The following is a 16,878-nucleotide window of genomic DNA, read 5'->3' as shown; positions in this document are numbered from 1 at the left end:
TGGCATATGGGCGAACGGTCGTTGGTTATTCTGGATGGCGGCATGGGGCGGGAATTGCAGCGCCGGGGTGCGCCGTTTCGTCAGCCGGAGTGGTCGGCGCTGGCGCTGAGCGAGGCGCCGGAGGCCGTAGTGGCCGTCCATGCTGCCTACATCGCGGCGGGTGCCGAAGTGATCACCAGCAACAGCTATGCGGTGGTGCCGTTTCATATCGGCGAAGCGCGCTTTGCCAAAGAGGGCTACGCCCTGGCACAAACCGCAGGGCAATTGGCACGGGCGGCTGCCGATGCTGCCGGGGGCAAGGTGCGGGTTGCCGGCTCCTTGCCGCCGCTGTTCGGTTCCTATCGCCCAGACCTGTTCCAGCCGCAACAGGTCGCCGCAGTGCTGACGCCGCTGCTTGAAGGCCTGGCCGAGCATGTCGACCTGTGGCTGGCGGAAACTCAGAGTTCGATCGCGGAAGTGCGTGCCATCCACGCGCAGCTGCGGCGCGATGGCAAGCCGTTCTGGGTGTCGTTCACCCTGCGGGATGAAGACGTCGATGATGTGCCACGGCTGCGCTCGGGCGAACCGGTCGCGCAAGCCGCCGAAGCCGTTGCCGCGCTTGGTGCGCAGGTGTTGTTGTTCAACTGCAGCCAGCCCGAAGTGATCGGTGATGCCATCGATGCCGCCAAGGCAGCATTCGAGCGCCTGGGTGCCGATATCGCCATCGGTGCCTACGCCAACGCCTTCCCACCCCAGCCCAAGGATGCAACGGCCAATGATGGCCTGGACGAGCTGCGTGAAGACCTGGACCCACCGGGCTACCTGAGCTGGGCACAGAACTGGCGCCAGCGCGGTGCCAGTCTGGTCGGCGGTTGCTGCGGAATCGGCCCGGAGCACATTGCCGAGCTCAAGGCGAAGTTGGTTTGATGAGGTAGATCGTGGCCTGCCGCTGAGGGTGGGCCAATGGGACTAGTATCCCAGAAATTGATGCCTTGGCGCCCCTGATGGATCCGGAGCAGGCCTTCCAGCGCCTGCGCCAGGATGCCGGCAGCCTGCTGGCATTGCCGGACATCCTGACCGATATGGGGCTCTCTGATGCGCTAATGAACCATCCGGCCATTGCCCTCGGCTCACTGCAACGGCGGCTGACCGCCTGGGGGCTGGCATGACAGTTTCCATCGATGTGCGCGGGTTGTTGATCGATGCTGTGCGCGAAGGTATCGCCGACGGCAGCCTGGAACTCGGCGCGGCAGTGCGCCGCTTGCGTGTCGAGGTGGCCAAGATGCAGCAGGCGCAGTTTGCGAAGATGTGCAAGATTTCGGTTCGCACGCTGATTCAGATCGAGCAGGGGGAAGGCAACCCCACGCTCAAGTCGTTGAATGCAGTGTTCAAGCCGTTCGGCTTGAAAATGGGTGTGGTCAGTCGTCACCGGCAGATCGGTTGACTGCATCGCGGGGCAAGTCGCAAGCGTGGGAGCGGCGGTGCGCCGATGCGCCGATGCGACTTGCCCCGCACTGCTTCAACCCAGGCGACATGCCTCCAGCGTCAGCACCTGCCCCTGAGGCTGCTGGTTTTCCTCACTCAACCAACGCTCGAACCCCACCGCCACGGCCGGCCACTCGGCATCGGTAATCGAGTACCAGGCGGTATCCCGATTGCGGTCCTTGACCACCATGTGGTTACGGAACACCCCTTCAAACACAAAGCCGAACCGCTCCGCTGCACGCTTGGAGCGATCATTGGCGTTGTTGCACTTCCATTCCAGCCGGCGGTTGCCCAGCGCGAAGCCGAGCTTGCTCAGCAGGTAGACCGCCTCGGTGCCCTTGGGCGTGCGCTGCATGGCGGCGCCGAAGGCGATGTGGCCGATTTCGAAGCGACCCTGTTCCGGGACGATCGACATGTAGCTGAGGATGCCCTGGACCTGGCCGCTGGCGCGGTCGATCACGCTGTAGAACAGCGGGTCGCGGCTGGCGGCGTTGCCTTGCAGCCAGTGGTCGAAGCCGGCGCGCTCGGTAAACGGGCCGTAGGGCAGGTAGTCCCACAGCAACGGGTCCGAGCCCGGGCCTTGCAGTACTTCCCACAGGTCATTGCCATGGCGGGCCGGGTCGAGTTTTTCCAGGCGGATGAAACGGCCTTCGAGGGGCTCGGCCTTCGGGGTGCCGGCGGGCTTCCAGTTCAATGCGTCGTTCATGTTCGGCCTACAGTGCTTTGCGGAATTGGATGAAGCCCGGCCGATCGGCGATCTGTTCGTACAGGCTGATGGCGGTGGCATTGGTCTCGTGGGTCAGCCAGTGCACCCTCGTGCAGTCGGCGGCCTTGGCCGTCGCGTAAACATGCTCGATCAGCTGTCGGCCGATACCCAGGCCGCGTTGCTCGCCGTCCACGTAGAGGTCCTGCAGGTAGCAGGAATTCTGGATGCTCCAGTTGGTGCGATGGTAGATGAAGTTGACCAGGCCCACCGCCTTGTCGTCGACCCAGGCCAGGGTCGAATGGGTGGGCTCGTTGGGGTCGAGCAGGCGCTGCCAGGTGCTGAGGTAGACCTCGTCGGCCAGCTCGGTCTGGTAGAAGCGCAGGTAGGCCTGCCACAGGGAGCGCCAGGCGGCGTGATCGTGAGTGCCGACCGGGCGCAGGGTAACGGGGGTCATGGGCTTGTCCTTCAGAGATCGCGCATGTGCGCGGCGAGTTGGTTGTCCAGGTGGTCATTGCTGGCACTGAGGCCTTTGCGCACGCCGGCAATGTCATGCGCCGAACGGTTCTGGCTCAGTTTGCGCGCACCTTGCAGGCGGCTGATGGACAGGCGGATGCCAACGATGGCGCGGAGCATGCCGTCGAGGTAGTCGCTTGGGGCGTCAGACACTTTCCAGGGCTCGTCGCGGAGTTGTTCATGGCGTTCGGTGAGGCGGGTGACAATGTCCAGTAACGACTGGGCGTTGTGGATAACTTCGACCGGGCCATAGGCGTGCACGGCCAGGTAGTTCCAGGTCGGCACCACCTTGGGGTTGTCCGCCTTGCTCGGGTAGTAGCTCGGGCTGACGTAGGCATCGGCACCGGGAAACACCAGCAGCGCCTCGCCCCCTTGCTCCAGGTCCTGCCACTGGCGGTTGGCCCGGGCCAGGTGGGCGTAGACCGTGCCGAACTCGCCTTCGCCAGCCTCGACCAGTACGGGCAGGTGGGTGGCCAGCAGGCCCTGGTCACCCTGGCTGACCAGCAGCGCCAGGCGGGTTTGCAGCATGTGCCGGTGCAGGCGGTCGAGGTCGTGTTCCTGGTGGGACTTGTTGTTGTACATGCTGGATGTCCTTGCTGAATGACCCCATGCTAGGCAGGCTATTGGCTCTAGGTAAGAGCCATTCACGGCTGTTTTCATAGGTCCAATGTCATGAGCGAACGTTGCCATCCTCTGCCTTTCGACCCCGCGGGTATTGTCCTGGACCGCCGCCGCGGGCTGAGCCAGCAGCTCTACCATGCCTTGCGCGCCAGGGTGCTGGATGGGCGCCTGGGCAGCGGCACGCGGTTGCCGGCCACCCGCGATTTGGCGGCGATGCTGATGCTGTCGCGCAACAGCGTGGTGCGAGCCTACGACCAGCTGTATGCGGAGGGCTTCATCGAGAGCCGGGTTGGCGATGGCACCTATGTTAGCCAGCTGCCGAAACTATCCACACAATTATCAACAGGGTTATCCCTGGGGTTATCAACAGACTTATCCACATATAGTGCTTCAGATACTGAGGATTTATCCAGGCAGGCAGTCATCAGCGAGCCCCTGCAACGTCTGAAGAATCATCATTTGCCGCTGCCCAGAGGCGGGGCGCCCAAGGCTTTTCGCGTCGGCGTGCCGGCGTTCGACCTGTTCCCGTTCGAGGTGTGGGCCAAGCTGCAAGCGGGTTTCTGGCGAAATCCCGACCCGGCGATGCTGGGCTATGGCGACCCGGCCGGTGAGTGGCAGCTGCGTGAATTGATTGCCACCTACCTGCGACGCTCGCGGGGGCTTAGCTGCACGGCTGAACAAATAGTGATCACCAGTGGCGCGCAGGAGGCCATCAGCCTTTGTGCACAGCTGCTGCTGCAACCGGGCGATGGCGTGGCTGTGGAAAACCCGGGCTACCGGGCTGCCGGGCATGCCTTCGCGATGGCCGGGGCCACGCTCAAGGGCGTGCCGGTGGATGCCGAGGGCATGGACTGCGCAAGGCTGACCGAGATGCCCGAGTGCCGGCTGGCCTACGTGACGCCTGCCCACCAGTACCCCACGGGCGTCACCATGAGCCTGGCCCGTCGCCTGTCGCTGCTGGATTGGGCCGAGCGCCAGGATGGCTGGATCCTCGAGGACGACTACGACGGCGAGTACCGTTACAGCGGTGTGCCGCTGGCGCCACTGGCCTCGCTGGACCGCCAGGGGCGAGTGCTGTACGTGGGGACCTTCGGCAAGATCGCGCTTCCGGCCTTGCGCCTGGGATACCTGGTGCTTCCCGGGCGTCTGGTGCAGGCGTTCAGTCGATGCCGGGCGCTGGCGGTACGCCATTCGGAGGTCGGCACCCAGTGCGTGATGGCGCAATTCATGGCCCAGGGGCATTTCCAGCGGCATATCCGCCGCATGCGCCGGGCTGCGCTGGCGCGGCGCAATGTGCTCAAGGCAGGCTGGCCGCAGGACGTGCCGGGGCTGGGGGCCATGCCCGTGGTGGCAGCGGGGCTGCATGTGAAGGTAGATGTGGATAACTTCGCGCGGGAGCAGGAGCTGGTGGCTCGGGCGGAAGCGGTGGGGGTGGAGGTCAATCCGCTGAGCAGCTACTGGCTGGAGGATAGCGAGGAGCCAGTGGATAACAGGGCAGGGTTGGTGCTGGGGTTTGCCACGGTGCCGGAGGCGCAGATAGCGGATGCGTTGATGCGTCTGCGCAAGGCTTGGCGGCGCTGAATTGAGGTCGCTCTGCGCCCCGTCGTCGGCAAGCCGACTCCCACAGTAACTGCGCATGCCTTTGTAGGAGCCGGCTTGCCGGCGAGGGGCTGCAGAGCAGGCCCCAACCCCATCAGGTTCCCGACTTGATCTTGGTCCAGGCCCGGGTGCGTGCCCGCTCGGCATCCCGTGGCAGTGGCTTCAAGGTATACAGCTTGGCCATCGCCTCCGTTGTCGGGTACAGGTTCGGGTTGTTGCGGATCGCTGGGCTTACCTTGTCGTTCGCATCCTTGTTCGGGTTCGGGTAGCCGACGAAATCGCTGATCGGCGCGATCACCTCAGGCCGCAGCAGGTAGTTGATGAAGGCATGGGCATCCTCCGGGTTGGCCGCGTTCTTCGGGATCGCCAGCATGTCGAACCAGATCGGTGCCCCCTCCCTGGGCAGGCGCATGTCCACTGTCACGCCATTCTTTGCCTCGCGGGCGCGGTTGGCGGCCTGGGAGAAGCTGCCCGAATAACCCACTGCCACGCAGATGTCGCCGTTGGCGATGTCGGCCATGTACTTGGAAGAGTGGAAGTAGGTGACATGCGGGCGGATCTTCAGCAGCAGGTCCTGGGCTTTCTGATAGTCGGCCGGCTTGCCGCTGTTAGGGTCCAGACCCAGGTACGACAGGGCCAGCGGCAGGATCTCCGACGGTGAATCGAGCAGCGCCACGCCGCACTGCTTGAGCTTGGCGATGTTCTCCGGTTTGAAGATCAGGTCCCAGCTGTCCACCGGGGCGTTGTCGCCGAGCACCGCCTTGACCTTGTCCGGGTTGAAGCCGATCAGCACGGTGCCGTACATGTAGGGCACGGCGAACTTGTTGCCGGGATCGTTGGCCTCGATCAGCTTCATCAGCGCCGGGTCCAGGTGTTGCCAGTTGGGCAGCTTGGCGCGATCGAGCGGCTGGAACACGCCCGCTTCGATCTGCTTGGCGAGGAACACGTTGGACGGCACCACCACGTCGTAGCCGGAGTTGCCGGTCAGCAGCTTGGCCTCCAGTGCCTCGTTGGTGTCGAAGATGTCGTAGACCAGCTTCACCCCGCTGTCCTTCTGGAAGTCGGTGAGGGTCTGCGGGGTGATGTAGTCGAACCAGTTGTAGACCCGCAGGGTGCGCTGGTCGGCATGGGCCTGGAGCGCGCCGGCGAGCAGGCCGGTGGCGATGAGCGGGGCGAGCAGACGCTTGAGTCGGACCATGTTCAGGCTCCTGGCTGGGCGTGCTGGAAGCCTTCCAGCACATTGACCGCGTTGATGCCGATTTCCTCCACAGCGTAGCCACCCTCCATCACGAACAAGGTCGGCTTGCCCAGCTGGGCGATGCGCTTGCCCATTTCCAGATAGTCCGGGCTGTCGAGCTTGAACTGGGAGATCGGGTCATCCTTGAAGGTGTCCACGCCGAGGGAGATCACCAGTACCTCGGCGTCGTAGGCGGCGATGCGCTGGCAAGCATCTTCCAATGCAGCGCTCCAGACGGCCCAATCACTGCCGGCGGGCAGTGGGTAATTGATGTTGCAGCCTTCGCCCGCGCCTTCGCCGACTTCGTCGGCATAGCCCAGGAAGAACGGGAACTCGTCCTGCGGATCGCCGTGGATCGAGGCGAAAAACACATCGTTGCGGGTGTAGAAGATGTCCTGGGTGCCGTTGCCGTGGTGGTAGTCGACATCGAGGATGGCCACCTTGCGCCGGCCCTGGTCAAGGAAGGCCTGGGCGGCGATGGCGGCGTTGTTCAGGTAGCAGTAGCCACCCATCACCTCGGCGGCGGCGTGGTGTCCCGGCGGGCGGCACAGGGCGAAGGCCGCGTGGGCGCCTTGCTGGATCGCGGCCTGGGCGGTCAGGGCCACTTGCGCCGCGCTGTAGGCGGCCTGCCAGGTGCCGGCGGTGATGGGTGCGCCAGCGTCGAAGCTGTAATAGCCGAGTTCACCGTGCAGGCCGGTGGGCTTGACCTGGCGCAGGGTGCGCGCCGGCCAGGTGAAGGGCAGCAGGTCGCCGTCGTGGCCGAGTACGGCCCAGCGAGCCCAGGCGCCTTCGAAGAAGTTCAGGTAGTCGGTGCTGTGGATACGTTGCAGCGGGGCGCGACCGAAATCGGTGGGGCCTTGCACGGGGCCGAGGTTGCGCTTTTGCACCTGCTCCAGGACGTGGTCGGCGCGGGAAGGCATTTCGAAGCAGGGCATCAGTTGGCCGTCGATCAGCTCGCAGCGGCCATGGTGCAGGCGGTGGTCATCGGAATAGATCGTCAGCACGTGTTGTTCTCCGTTTATGACTGGCGTGGGCCGATTGTGCTGGCTGGCCTGATGCAGGGAGAACGGCATGAATGGCCAAAAGGGGATAGATATGGCCATCACCTGTGCCGACCGCTATCGCGGGGTGGTCAGCCGCGGAAATGGCTGGGCGCAACGCCGCTCCAGCGCTGGAAGGCATGCCTAAAACTCGCGGTCTCGCTGAATCCCAGCGATTCGGCAATGCGATAGATCGGCATCTGGTCTTCGGCCAGCAGTTGCTTGGCCCGCTCGAAGCGCAACTCGTCGAGCAGCTGTTGATAACTGCTGCCCAGCGCCTGCAGGTGCCGGCGCAAGGTGCGCGACGAGCAGTTCATTTGCCGTGCCAGCCCCTCCAGCCCGGGGGCGGCATCCAGCTGTTGGACCAGCAGCTGGCGAATGCGTCCGAGCCAGGCCTGGCGTCCGGTGAACTCAAGGTTCAGGCGCCTGCAGCGTTCGCCCATGGCCTTGTGGGTGATCGGGTCGGCCAGCGGCAGTGGCATGTCCAGCCAGCGGCGCTCGAAGGCAAAGGCGTTGTCGCTGGCCTGGAAGCCGAGCGGGCACTGGAACGCACCGTCATAGAGCGTGTGGTAGCCGGGACGCGAGTGTTCGAAGCGCGCCGCCAGCAGCGGCAGCGGGCGGCCGAGCAGGTCATCGCAGATCACCTTCAGCGACACCAGGCAGAACTCGGCGTTGAAGGCGGCAAGGCCGGGGGCGTCGTAATGGTCGGTGGCGCTGAGCCAGACTCGCTGGCCGTCATCCACCAGGCGCAGCTGGAAGACTGTTCCCAGCAGTGCCGGATAACTCAGCGCCAGGCGCAGGGCGTCACCCAAAGTGGCACTGGAGAGCAGGGCGTAACCGAGCATCCCGTAGCACGACACATGCATCCGCCGGCCCAGTTCCAGGCCGATGTCCTCACGCCGGGCCACGGCGTTGGCGCACACCTGCAGCTCCTGTTGGGTGGTGATGCGCGCATCGGCGTGGCCCAGGTCCGCCGGGCCTATGCCGCTGCCGGCGAGCAGCTGCCGCGGGTCGACGCCGGCCTCCTGGAACACCTGGAGGATCAGCGAAACCGCGTTGAGGGTGGTGAGGTGGCTGTGCAGCATGCTCGGCGTCCCATTGGGCTGAGAAGCTTTGGAGAGCAAGTTGTGTGCCGTTGGAGGGATATCGAATCCCTGGCACAAAAAAAGGGCCCGGAGCGTGCGCTCGGGCCCTTGAAAGGTTGAGAGGTGTCTAGTCCCTCGACCTGGTGAGACTGTTTGCAGCGGCCTGGGTTACGCCTTCAGCGGAACCAGACGGGGAGCGATCATGTTTTCCGGACGCAGGATGTCGTTGAGCATCGCTTCGTCCAGCAGCTTCTCCTCGCGCACCAGTTCTAGCACGCCGCGGCCGGTTTCCAGGGCGACGCGGGCGATACGGGTGGCGTTTTCGTAGCCGATGTACGGGTTCAGGGCGGTGACCAGGCCGATCGAGTGCTCGACCAGTTCACGGCAGCGCTGTTCGTTGGCGGTGATGCCGACGATGCAGTGCTCGCGCAGCATGTCCATGGCGCGTTGCAGCAGGCGGATCGAGTCGAAGATCTTGTAGGCGATCAGCGGCTCCATGACGTTCAGCTGCAGCTGGCCACCTTCGGCGGCGACGGTCAGTGCCAGATCGTTGCCCATGATGGCGAAGGCCACCTGGTTGACGGCTTCCGGGATCACCGGGTTGACCTTGCCTGGCATGATCGAGCTGCCTGGCTGACGTGCTGGCAGGTTGATTTCGTTGATGCCGGTACGTGGTCCGCTGGACAGCAGGCGCAGGTCGTTGCAGATCTTCGACAGCTTGACCGCGGTACGCTTGAGCATGCCGGAGAACAGCACGAAGGCGCCCATGTCGGAGGTGGCTTCGATCAGGTCGGCAGCTGGGACCAGCGGCTGGCCGCTGATGGTCGCCAGGCGCTGCACGGCCAGGGCCTGGTAGCCCGGGTCGGCGTTGATGCCGGTACCGATGGCGGTACCGCCCAGGTTGATTTCGGTCAGCAGTTCCGGCGCCAGCGAGCGCAGGCGCTGCAGGTCTTCGGTCATGGTGGTGGCGAAGGCGCGGAATTCCTGGCCCAGGGTCATCGGTACGGCGTCCTGCAGCTGGGTACGGCCCATCTTCAGTACGTGGTCGAACTCTTTACCCTTGGCGGCGAAGGCCTGGATCAGGCTGTCGAGGCTGGCCAGCAGGGCGTCGTGGCCCAGCAGCAAGCCCAGACGGATCGCGGTCGGATAGGCGTCGTTGGTCGACTGCGCCATGTTCACGTCGTTGTTCGGGTGCAGGTACTGGTACTCACCTTTCTGGTGGCCCATGTGCTCCAGCGCGACGTTGGCGATGACTTCGTTGGCGTTCATGTTGGTGGAGGTGCCGGCACCGCCTTGAATCATGTCCACGACGAACTGATCGTGGAAATCACCCTTGATCAGTCGGGCGCAGGCTGCAGTGATGGCAGCGTGCTTGGCATCGCTCAGGTGCCCCAGCTCACGGTTGGCGTCAGCAGCAGCCTGCTTGACCATCGCCAGGCCGACTACCAGTTTCGGGTAGTGCGACAGCGGAACGCCGGAGAGGTGGAAGTTGTTGGCAGCGCGCAGAGTCTGGATGCCGTAGTAGGCATCGGCAGGGACTTCAAGGGTACCAAGCAGATCTTTTTCGACGCGGAACGATGCAGCGGAGGACATGATGGATATCATCTCGATTTTGACCCGGCACCTGCCGGAATGGCGCCAATGCTAGGGCTGCCCGGATTTTGCGGCCAATGCTGTTGCACGCTAACCTATGCACAAACGGCATACGGTTTGATGTGACGCCGATTGACAATCGAGCGTGTTCCATTTTGGTGCACGCGTTGCGGAGTAGTCGATGAACCTCGAAAGCAAATGGCTGGAGGACTTCAGTGCCCTGGCCTCAACCCGCAGTTTCTCCCAGGCGGCCGAGCGCCGGTTCGTCACCCAGCCGGCCTTCAGCCGGCGCATACGCAGCCTGGAGGCGGCGTTGGGGCTGACCTTGGTGAATCGTTCCCGCACACCGATCGAACTGACCGAGGCCGGCCAGCTGTTTCTCGTCACCGCGCGTACCGTTGTCGACCAGTTGAGCGAAGTTCTCCGCCATTTGCATCACCTTGAGGGCGGGCAGGGCGAGGTGATTCAGGTGTCGGCTGCGCACTCCCTGGCGTCGGGCTTTTTCCCGCGCTGGGTGGCGCAGCTGCGCAACGATGGCTTGAACATCGCCACGCGCCTGGTGGCCACCAACGTTGGCGATGCCGTTCATGCATTGCGCGAGGGCGGTTGCGACCTGATGCTGGCTTTCTATGATCCGGACGCCGCCTTGCAGATGGACGCCGAGATCTTCCCGTCGTTGCACATGGGCACCACCGAAATGCTTCCGGTGTGCGCCGTTAGCCCGGACGGCAAGCCGCTGTTCGACCTGGAGGGCGAGGGCAGCGTGCCGCTGCTGGCCTACAGCGCCGGTGCCTTCCTCGGCCGTTCGGTCAACCTGCTGCTGCGCCAGCGCAACCTGCGCTATACCACTGTCTATGAAACAGCGATGGCCGACAGTCTAAAGAGCATGGCCCTCGAAGGCATGGGCATCGCCTGGGTGCCGAGGCTGTCGATGCGCGGCGAGCTGGAGCGCGGCGAATTGGTGATCTGTGGCGGCAGCCAGTGGCATGTGCCGCTGGAAATCCGCCTGTACCGCTGCGCGCTGGTGCGCAAGGCCAACGTGCGGTTGCTGTGGCGCAAGCTGGAGGGTGGCTCAGTTGACCCGAAAGTCAGCCAAACCCCCGAAAAATAAGGGCGACAGTTGGTCGCCGGGGGTGCCGTGATCGCCTCGCGTTACGCTATACTGCGCGGCCCCTCGACCGGATAGATCCGGTCATGATCAGCAAACAAGCCACGCCGGTCGTCCCGCGTGGCTTGTTGTTTTTTGACGCGCCTGCGGGCGCACAAGCGAAGAGGCTCGACGATGAGTGCACTGGTTGGCGTGATCATGGGCTCCAAGTCCGATTGGTCCACCCTTAGCCACACCGCCGATATGCTGGAAAAACTCGGCATTCCCTACGAGGTGAAGGTGGTTTCCGCCCACCGTACCCCGGACCTGCTGTTCCAGTACGCCGAGGAGGCCGAAGGCCGCGGCATCGAGGTGATCATCGCCGGTGCCGGTGGCGCCGCCCACCTGCCGGGCATGTGCGCCGCCAAGACCCACCTGCCGGTGTTGGGCGTGCCGGTGCAGTCGTCGATGCTGTCGGGTGTCGATTCGCTGCTGTCGATCGTGCAGATGCCAGCTGGGGTCCCCGTGGCCACCCTGGCCATCGGCAAGGCCGGCGCGATCAATGCCGCGCTGCTGTCGGCAAGCATCCTGGGCGCCAAGTACCCGCAGTTCCACGCGGCGCTCAAGCAGTTCCGCACCGAGCAGACCGACACCGTTCTGGACAATCCAGACCCGCGCCAGGCTTGAGGTTGACGCTATGAAGATCGGTGTAATCGGTGGCGGCCAGCTGGGCCGCATGCTGGCCCTGGCGGGCACCCCGCTGGGCATGAACTTCGCCTTCCTCGACCCGGCCCCGGACGCTTGCGCCGCGCCGCTGGGCGAGCACCTGCGCGCCGACTACGGCGACCAGGACCACCTGCGCCAGTTGGCCGACGAAGTCGACCTGGTGACCTTCGAGTTCGAGAGCGTGCCGGCCGAAACCGTCGCCTTCCTCTCGCAGTTCGTGCCGGTCTATCCGAGTGCCGAGGCCCTGCGCATTGCCCGCGATCGTCTGTTCGAAAAGAGCATGTTCCGCGACCTGGGGATTCCGACCCCGGCTTTCGCCGACATCCTCTCGCAAGCGGACCTGGATGCCGCCGTCGCCAGCATCGGTCTGCCGGCCGTGCTCAAGACCCGTACTCTGGGGTATGACGGCAAGGGCCAGAAGGTCCTGCGCAAGCCTGAGGACGTGGTGGGCACCTTCGCCGAGCTGGGCAGCGTGCCCTGCTTGCTGGAAGGTTTCGTACCGTTCACCGGCGAAGTGTCGCTGGTGGCCGTGCGTGCCCGCGATGGCGAAACCCGCTTCTACCCGTTGGTGCACAACACCCACGACAGCGGCATCCTGAAATTGTCGGTGGCCAGCGAGGCGCATCCGCTGCAGGCCCTGGCCGAAGACTACGTCGGCCGCGTGCTGCAGAAGCTGGACTATGTCGGTGTCATGGCGTTCGAGTTCTTCGAGGTCGACGGCGGCCTGAAGGCCAACGAGATCGCCCCGCGCGTGCACAACTCCGGGCACTGGACCATAGAAGGCAGCGAATGCAGCCAGTTCGAGAACCACCTGCGTGCCGTCGCCGGCCTGCCGTTGGGTTCGACCGCCAAGGTAGGTGAGAGCGCCATGCTCAACTTCATCGGCGAAGTACCGCCAGTGGACAAGGTCTTGGCCATCGACGATTGCCACCTGCACCACTACGGCAAGGCGTTCAAGGTCGGACGCAAAGTCGGCCATGCCACCCTGCGCTGCGCCGACATGGCCACCCTCAAGGCCAAGATTGCCGAAGTAGAGGCCTTGATCGCCGGCTGATCGAACTTCTGCCCGGCAATGCCGCTCTGAGATGGCAACATGCCAAAGCGCTGACTAGGCTTTGGCATGTTTCATGTTCATCACAGAGGGATTGCCATGGGCATCATTGGAACCATCTTCATTGGCCTGATCGTCGGCCTGCTGGCGCGTTTCCTGAAACCGGGTGACGACAGCATGGGCTGGATCATGACCATCCTCCTCGGCATCGCCGGCTCCCTGGCTGCCACCTATGGCGGGCAAGCCCTTGGCATCTACCAGGCCGGGCAGGCCGCGGGCTTCTTCGGGGCCCTGGTCGGCGCGATCATCCTCCTGGTGATCTACGGCTTCATCAAGAAGAGCTGAACACACGTTAGAATGCCGGCAATTCAATCCCCGAGTTGCCGAGCATTCCCATGCGTGCGTTATTCCTCGTCCCCCTGCTGCTGGCCAGCGCCCTGGCCCATGCCGAATTGCCCGAGACCGACTGGCTTGAGCTGATGCCCAAGTCGGACCAGAAAGCCCTCGAGCAGATGCCCGAGATCGACCACGACTCCCCGGAAGCCCAAGGGACCTTCACTGCCAAGGGTGGCCTGAAGCAGAGCAAGGGCTTGCCGGCGGTGATGTACTCGACCAAGACCGTGGCAGCGATGAACGGCAAGCAGATCCGCCTGGGCGGGTATCCGGTGCCGTTGGAAAGCGATGCCAAGGGCAACAGCACGCTGTTCTTCCTCGTGCCGTACCCGGGCGCCTGCATCCATGTTCCGCCACCGCCACCGAACCAGCTGGTGCTGGTGCGTTATCCGAAAGGGTTGAAGATCGATGACATCTACACGCCGTTGTGGGTGACCGGCACGCTGAAGGTGGAGACGGTCAGCAATGACATGGCGGATGCGGCGTATGCGCTGGAGGCGGGGCAGGTGAGGGTGGTGGAGGATGCCGACCTGTAACGCATCCGGGACTGCTTTGCAGCCCGTCGCGACGCAAGGCCGCGCCCACAGGGATCACGCGAATCCTGTGGGAACGGCCTTGTGTCGCGAAAGGACCGCGTAGCGGTCCTGGAAACCTCAGAGCACTTCGCTACCGATCGCCACGCTCATCGCATGACTCGCCCCCGGCTTGAGCACCACCACGTCATCCATCACATTCGCCGTCTCGATGCACAGCATGCGCTGCCAGCCATCGTCGGCCATGTCCGGCAGGTCGCGGGCCCGCTCGGTCCAGGGGTTCCAGATGACCGCGGTGCGTGAGCCGCCGGCCTGCAGGGTGATGCGTCGGTTCCAGTGCGGGTCGACGATGGCCAGGCGCTCGGGGGCGTTCAGGTAGATGCGGTCGGTCTCGCCCGCGAAACCCAGGTTGCCCTGCTGCTGGCGTTGCTCCCAGTTGGCCAGGGTTTCGATATAGGCCAACCCGTCCACGCCTTCCACCTGCACCTGGCGCACGTCGCTTACCGCGAAGTAGCTGTGCAGGGCCTGGCTCAGGGTGACGTCGGAATGGCCGAGGTTGTAGCTGGTCAGGGTCAGCTTCAGCTGGTCGCCCAGTTCCACCAGCAGCTTGAGCTGGACTTCGTGGGCCCAACCCGGCAGATCGCCCTGGGCTTCGGGTAGTTCGAATTCGATGTGTAGGTTTTCGCCGTGCTTCTCGGCCCCCAGCAATTGCCAGTCGCGCCCGCGCACCAGGCCATGGGCCGGTGGCTGCTCGCCCTTGAACATGGCTTTGACCGAATCCGGGTTGCGTTCGAAGATGCCGAACCACGGCCAGCACACCGGCGCGCCGGCGCGCACCGACTTGCCCTTGCGGAAAATGGCCTGGTCGCTCAGCCACAGCAGCGGCGGTTCGCCGATTCGCTGGTAGCTGAGGACCTGCGCGCCCTGCTGGGCGATCAATAGTTCGGCCTGCTCGCTGGTAATGCGCCAGCAATTGAGTTCGCCGTGAAGCTCGGTCTCGACCGTGAAGTTAGCCATTGCGCTCGTCTCATTGATTGTCTGTCAGGCCGTTGGACCCGGTGACGTGCAATGAGTTTACCGCTCGCTCGGCTCAGCGACGAGGCACCGAGCGGGTGCGACCGCTGCCATCGATGGCGACGAATACGAACACGGCTTCGGTGACCTTGCGCCATTCGCTGGACAGCGGGTCGTCGCTCCACACCTCGACCATCATCTGGATCGAGCTGCGGCCGATCTCCAGGGTCTGGGTATAGAAGGACAGCTGCGCGCCCACTGCCACCGGCACCAGGAATGCCATGCGGTCGATGGCCACCGTGGCCACCCGGCCACCGGCGACGCGGCTGGCCATGGCGGTGCCGGCCAGGTCCATCTGGGCGACCAGCCAGCCGCCGAAGATATCGCCGAAACCATTGGTCTCGCGTGGCAGCGCGGTGATCTGCAAGGCCAGGTCGCCCTGCGGGATAGGATCTTCTTGTTCGAGTTCAATCATGCCGTGGGGCCTCTGACCCGTGAAGCTTCGTTGGTGGCGCAATGAAGGACGCCGTAAAAACGATTCAGCATCACGCATACTACGCTGATTTCGCTTCGCGAGGCGGCCAAAGGGAATCTCTGCGAAACAGTCTGACAACAATGACCGACGTTTTCGCACAACTTCCCAAAATGGAAGCAACCTTTTCCTACGAGCGGGCAGTATATATACCTGCACAGCCAGCGACGACCGCACATTCATGAATATCTGTATGGATTTTGTACCGCTATGAGCGCGGCTCGGCAATTTGCTATCTTCGCTGCCTATCCAATCCAGAAACCGCATGCCAAGCGGTCCGCAGACCTACAAGAGAAAGAACAGCGATGACCTCCGTGCAGAGCAGTATCGAGCAGCCGTCCCGGCCGTTGTCCCGCAGTGACTACAAGACCCTCTCGCTGTCCGCCCTGGGCGGAGCTCTGGAGTTCTACGACTTCATCATCTTCGTGTTTTTCGCCACGGTGGTCGGCAAGTTGTTCTTCCCGGCCGACATGCCCGAATGGCTGCGCCTGATGCAGACCTTCGGCATCTTCGCCGCCGGCTACCTGGCGCGCCCCCTTGGCGGCATCGTCATGGCCCACTTCGGCGACCTGCTCGGGCGCAAGAAGATGTTCACCCTGAGCATCTTCCTGATGGCCGTGCCGACCCTGGTGATGGGCCTGCTGCCCACCTATGCGCAGATCGGCCTGTGGGCGCCGATCCTGCTGCTGTTGATGCGGGTGATCCAGGGCGCGGCCATCGGCGGCGAGGTGCCGGGCGCCTGGGTGTTCGTCTCCGAGCACGTGCCGGCGCGCAACACCGGCTATGCCTGCGGCACCCTGACCGCGGGCCTGACCTCGGGCATCCTGCTCGGCTCGCTGGTGGCGACGCTGATCAACACGCTCTATACCCCCGAGGAAGTGGCGGACTACGCCTGGCGTATTCCGTTCCTCCTGGGCGGGGTGTTCGGCTTCTTCGCGGTCTACCTGCGCCGCTGGCTGCATGAGACCCCTGTGTTTGCCGAGATGCAGGCGCGAAAGGCCCTGGCCGAGGAACTGCCGCTGCGCGCGGTGCTGCGCGACCACCGCGGCGCGATCATCCTGTCGATGTTGCTCACCTGGCTGCTGTCGGCCGGCATCGTGGTGATCATCCTCATGACTCCGGCATTGCTGCAAAGCCTCTATCACGTGAGCCCAACGGATTCGCTCAAGGCCAACAGCCTGGCCATCGTGCTGCTCAGCCTGGGCTGCATCGGGGCTGGCAGTCTGGCCGACCGCTTCGGCGCCGGGCGCGTGTTCATCGTCGGCAGCCTGGCGCTTCTGGCGTCGTCCTGGGCCTTCTACCACAGCCTGCCGACCCGCCCAGACCTGCTGTTCCCGCTGTACGCCCTGACCGGTCTGTGCGTGGGCATCGTCGGTGCCGTGCCGTACGTGATGGTCAAGGCGTTTCCGCCGGTGGTGCGCTTCAGCGGCCTGTCGTTCTCCTACAACCTGGCCTACGCGATCTTTGGCGGGTTGACGCCGATGGTGGTAACCGCGCTGCTCAAGTTCAGCCCGATGGCGCCAGCCTACTACGTGGCGTGCCTGTGTGCCGTTGGTCTGCTGGTGGGCACCTATTTGCTGGCTCGCAAACGCTGACACCCGCTCTAAGTTCCCCCTCTGCAACATCCTGTAAAGGCCATCCCGGTTCCCGGTGATGGCCTTTCATCCAATTGTCATATTCAAGT

19 protein-coding genes are annotated in these 16,878 nt (G+C 64.1%); 10 read left to right on the top strand and 9 right to left on the bottom strand.

Translation table 11 applies throughout. The annotated features are described in order from the left end of the window. Positions 1–6: 6 nt before the first annotated feature. The 3 genes from AC25MA_RS09485 (at position 7) to AC25MA_RS09475 (ending at position 1,423) form a co-directional block, all read left to right on the top strand. On the top strand, positions 7–906 hold the full coding sequence (locus AC25MA_RS09485) for a homocysteine S-methyltransferase family protein (RefSeq protein ID WP_486971978.1): 900 nt from the start codon (positions 7–9) through the stop codon (positions 904–906). A gap of 65 nt (positions 907–971) precedes the next feature. Beyond that, on the top strand, positions 972–1,148 hold the full coding sequence (locus AC25MA_RS09480; RefSeq protein WP_182324025.1) for a hypothetical protein: 177 nt from the start codon (positions 972–974) through the stop codon (positions 1,146–1,148). After that, positions 1,145–1,423, top strand: coding sequence for a helix-turn-helix transcriptional regulator (locus tag AC25MA_RS09475; protein WP_062360088.1), 279 nt, complete (start codon positions 1,145–1,147; stop codon positions 1,421–1,423). The genes AC25MA_RS09480 and AC25MA_RS09475 overlap by 4 nt, the downstream gene beginning before the upstream one ends. A 75-nt stretch (positions 1,424–1,498) precedes the next feature. Here AC25MA_RS09475 and AC25MA_RS09470 read toward each other — a convergent pair whose 3' ends face one another. The 3 genes from AC25MA_RS09470 to AC25MA_RS09460 are packed head-to-tail and all read right to left on the bottom strand — an operon-like array spanning position 1,499 to position 3,265. After that, on the bottom strand, positions 1,499–2,170 hold the full coding sequence (locus AC25MA_RS09470) for a GNAT family N-acetyltransferase (protein ID WP_486971977.1): 672 nt from the start codon (positions 2,168–2,170) through the stop codon (positions 1,499–1,501). A 7-nt stretch (positions 2,171–2,177) separates the two neighbouring features. Then, positions 2,178–2,624, bottom strand: a complete 447-nt coding sequence (locus AC25MA_RS09465) for a GNAT family N-acetyltransferase (RefSeq protein ID WP_028689985.1) — start codon at positions 2,622–2,624, stop codon at positions 2,178–2,180. A gap of 11 nt (positions 2,625–2,635) precedes the next feature. Then, positions 2,636–3,265: an FMN-binding negative transcriptional regulator gene (locus tag AC25MA_RS09460; RefSeq protein WP_088851466.1), complete on the bottom strand. Its 630-nt coding sequence runs from the start codon at positions 3,263–3,265 to the stop codon at positions 2,636–2,638. A gap of 90 nt (positions 3,266–3,355) precedes the next feature. On the opposite strand from AC25MA_RS09460, the gene pdxR reads away from it, so the two are divergent. Further along, on the top strand, positions 3,356–4,885 hold the full coding sequence (gene pdxR / locus AC25MA_RS09455; RefSeq protein WP_486971976.1) for a MocR-like pyridoxine biosynthesis transcription factor PdxR: 1,530 nt from the start codon (positions 3,356–3,358) through the stop codon (positions 4,883–4,885). Between the two features lie 112 nt (positions 4,886–4,997). Here pdxR and AC25MA_RS09450 read toward each other — a convergent pair whose 3' ends face one another. The 4 genes from AC25MA_RS09450 to aspA all read right to left on the bottom strand — a co-directional run bounded on the left by AC25MA_RS09450 (position 4,998) and on the right by aspA (position 9,858). Further along, complete coding sequence (locus AC25MA_RS09450) at positions 4,998–6,101, bottom strand: extracellular solute-binding protein (RefSeq protein ID WP_028689982.1); 1,104 nt, start codon at positions 6,099–6,101, stop codon at positions 4,998–5,000. Between the two features lie 2 nt (positions 6,102–6,103). Further along, complete coding sequence (locus AC25MA_RS09445; RefSeq protein ID WP_486971975.1) at positions 6,104–7,144, bottom strand: histone deacetylase family protein; 1,041 nt, start codon at positions 7,142–7,144, stop codon at positions 6,104–6,106. 128 nt (positions 7,145–7,272) lie between these two features. Beyond that, positions 7,273–8,265, bottom strand: a complete 993-nt coding sequence (locus AC25MA_RS09440) for an AraC family transcriptional regulator (RefSeq protein WP_028689980.1) — start codon at positions 8,263–8,265, stop codon at positions 7,273–7,275. A 168-nt stretch (positions 8,266–8,433) separates the two neighbouring features. After that, complete coding sequence (aspA, locus tag AC25MA_RS09435; protein WP_028689979.1) at positions 8,434–9,858, bottom strand: aspartate ammonia-lyase; 1,425 nt, start codon at positions 9,856–9,858, stop codon at positions 8,434–8,436. Between the two features lie 181 nt (positions 9,859–10,039). Here aspA and AC25MA_RS09430 point away from each other — a divergent pair, with 181 nt between their 5' ends. The 5 genes from AC25MA_RS09430 (at position 10,040) to AC25MA_RS09410 (ending at position 13,651) form a co-directional block, all read left to right on the top strand. After that, positions 10,040–10,969 carry a LysR substrate-binding domain-containing protein gene (locus AC25MA_RS09430; protein ID WP_028689978.1) on the top strand — a complete coding sequence of 310 codons (930 nt, stop codon included), beginning with the start codon at positions 10,040–10,042 and terminating at the stop codon, positions 10,967–10,969. 171 nt (positions 10,970–11,140) lie between these two features. Beyond that, positions 11,141–11,632, top strand: a complete 492-nt coding sequence (purE, locus tag AC25MA_RS09425; RefSeq protein ID WP_050707559.1) for a 5-(carboxyamino)imidazole ribonucleotide mutase — start codon at positions 11,141–11,143, stop codon at positions 11,630–11,632. A gap of 10 nt (positions 11,633–11,642) precedes the next feature. Continuing rightward, positions 11,643–12,725 (top strand): 5-(carboxyamino)imidazole ribonucleotide synthase, encoded by a 1,083-nt coding sequence (locus AC25MA_RS09420; RefSeq protein ID WP_028689976.1) that lies wholly within the window; start codon positions 11,643–11,645, stop codon positions 12,723–12,725. Between the two features lie 96 nt (positions 12,726–12,821). Then, positions 12,822–13,067: a GlsB/YeaQ/YmgE family stress response membrane protein gene (locus tag AC25MA_RS09415; RefSeq protein ID WP_011536441.1), complete on the top strand. Its 246-nt coding sequence runs from the start codon at positions 12,822–12,824 to the stop codon at positions 13,065–13,067. Positions 13,068–13,117: 50 nt separating this feature from the next. Further along, positions 13,118–13,651, top strand: a complete 534-nt coding sequence (locus AC25MA_RS09410; protein WP_486971974.1) for a DUF3299 domain-containing protein — start codon at positions 13,118–13,120, stop codon at positions 13,649–13,651. 117 nt (positions 13,652–13,768) lie between these two features. Here the strand turns inward: AC25MA_RS09410 and AC25MA_RS09405 are convergent, their stop codons facing one another. Continuing rightward, a complete protein-coding gene (locus tag AC25MA_RS09405) occupies positions 13,769–14,665 on the bottom strand; it encodes a D-hexose-6-phosphate mutarotase (protein ID WP_069015982.1) in 897 nt (298 codons plus the stop codon). 73 nt (positions 14,666–14,738) lie between these two features. Then, positions 14,739–15,137: an acyl-CoA thioesterase gene (locus tag AC25MA_RS09400; protein ID WP_003253317.1), complete on the bottom strand. Its 399-nt coding sequence runs from the start codon at positions 15,135–15,137 to the stop codon at positions 14,739–14,741. A 362-nt stretch (positions 15,138–15,499) separates the two neighbouring features. Here AC25MA_RS09400 and AC25MA_RS09395 point away from each other — a divergent pair, with 362 nt between their 5' ends. Continuing rightward, a complete protein-coding gene (locus AC25MA_RS09395) occupies positions 15,500–16,789 on the top strand; it encodes an MFS transporter (protein WP_062360101.1) in 1,290 nt (429 codons plus the stop codon). Positions 16,790–16,878: the final 89 nt, after the last annotated feature.

It is taken from the genome of Pseudomonas sp. P65(2024), assembly GCF_057480955.1.
This window is presented reverse-complemented; position numbering and strand designations above follow the sequence as displayed.

What these genes read in the sequence shown, in the direction of transcription:
- AC25MA_RS09395 (WP_062360101.1), top strand. Translation starts at nt 15,500, where the DNA reads ATGACCTCCGTGCAGAGCAGTATCGAGCAGCCGTCCCGGCCGTTGTCC.
- AC25MA_RS09470 (WP_486971977.1), bottom strand. Translation starts at nt 2,170, where the DNA reads ATGAACGACGCATTGAACTGGAAGCCCGCCGGCACCCCGAAGGCCGAG.
- AC25MA_RS09465 (WP_028689985.1), bottom strand. Translation starts at nt 2,624, where the DNA reads ATGACCCCCGTTACCCTGCGCCCGGTCGGCACTCACGATCACGCCGCC.
- pdxR (WP_486971976.1), top strand. Translation starts at nt 3,356, where the DNA reads ATGAGCGAACGTTGCCATCCTCTGCCTTTCGACCCCGCGGGTATTGTC.
- AC25MA_RS09485 (WP_486971978.1), top strand. Translation starts at nt 7, where the DNA reads ATGGGCGAACGGTCGTTGGTTATTCTGGATGGCGGCATGGGGCGGGAA.
- AC25MA_RS09420 (WP_028689976.1), top strand. Translation starts at nt 11,643, where the DNA reads ATGAAGATCGGTGTAATCGGTGGCGGCCAGCTGGGCCGCATGCTGGCC.
- AC25MA_RS09430 (WP_028689978.1), top strand. Translation starts at nt 10,040, where the DNA reads ATGAACCTCGAAAGCAAATGGCTGGAGGACTTCAGTGCCCTGGCCTCA.
- purE (WP_050707559.1), top strand. Translation starts at nt 11,141, where the DNA reads ATGAGTGCACTGGTTGGCGTGATCATGGGCTCCAAGTCCGATTGGTCC.
- AC25MA_RS09415 (WP_011536441.1), top strand. Translation starts at nt 12,822, where the DNA reads ATGGGCATCATTGGAACCATCTTCATTGGCCTGATCGTCGGCCTGCTG.
- aspA (WP_028689979.1), bottom strand. Translation starts at nt 9,858, where the DNA reads ATGTCCTCCGCTGCATCGTTCCGCGTCGAAAAAGATCTGCTTGGTACC.
- AC25MA_RS09440 (WP_028689980.1), bottom strand. Translation starts at nt 8,265, where the DNA reads ATGCTGCACAGCCACCTCACCACCCTCAACGCGGTTTCGCTGATCCTC.
- AC25MA_RS09475 (WP_062360088.1), top strand. Translation starts at nt 1,145, where the DNA reads ATGACAGTTTCCATCGATGTGCGCGGGTTGTTGATCGATGCTGTGCGC.
- AC25MA_RS09400 (WP_003253317.1), bottom strand. Translation starts at nt 15,137, where the DNA reads ATGATTGAACTCGAACAAGAAGATCCTATCCCGCAGGGCGACCTGGCC.
- AC25MA_RS09460 (WP_088851466.1), bottom strand. Translation starts at nt 3,265, where the DNA reads ATGTACAACAACAAGTCCCACCAGGAACACGACCTCGACCGCCTGCAC.
- AC25MA_RS09405 (WP_069015982.1), bottom strand. Translation starts at nt 14,665, where the DNA reads ATGGCTAACTTCACGGTCGAGACCGAGCTTCACGGCGAACTCAATTGC.
- AC25MA_RS09410 (WP_486971974.1), top strand. Translation starts at nt 13,118, where the DNA reads ATGCGTGCGTTATTCCTCGTCCCCCTGCTGCTGGCCAGCGCCCTGGCC.
- AC25MA_RS09450 (WP_028689982.1), bottom strand. Translation starts at nt 6,101, where the DNA reads ATGGTCCGACTCAAGCGTCTGCTCGCCCCGCTCATCGCCACCGGCCTG.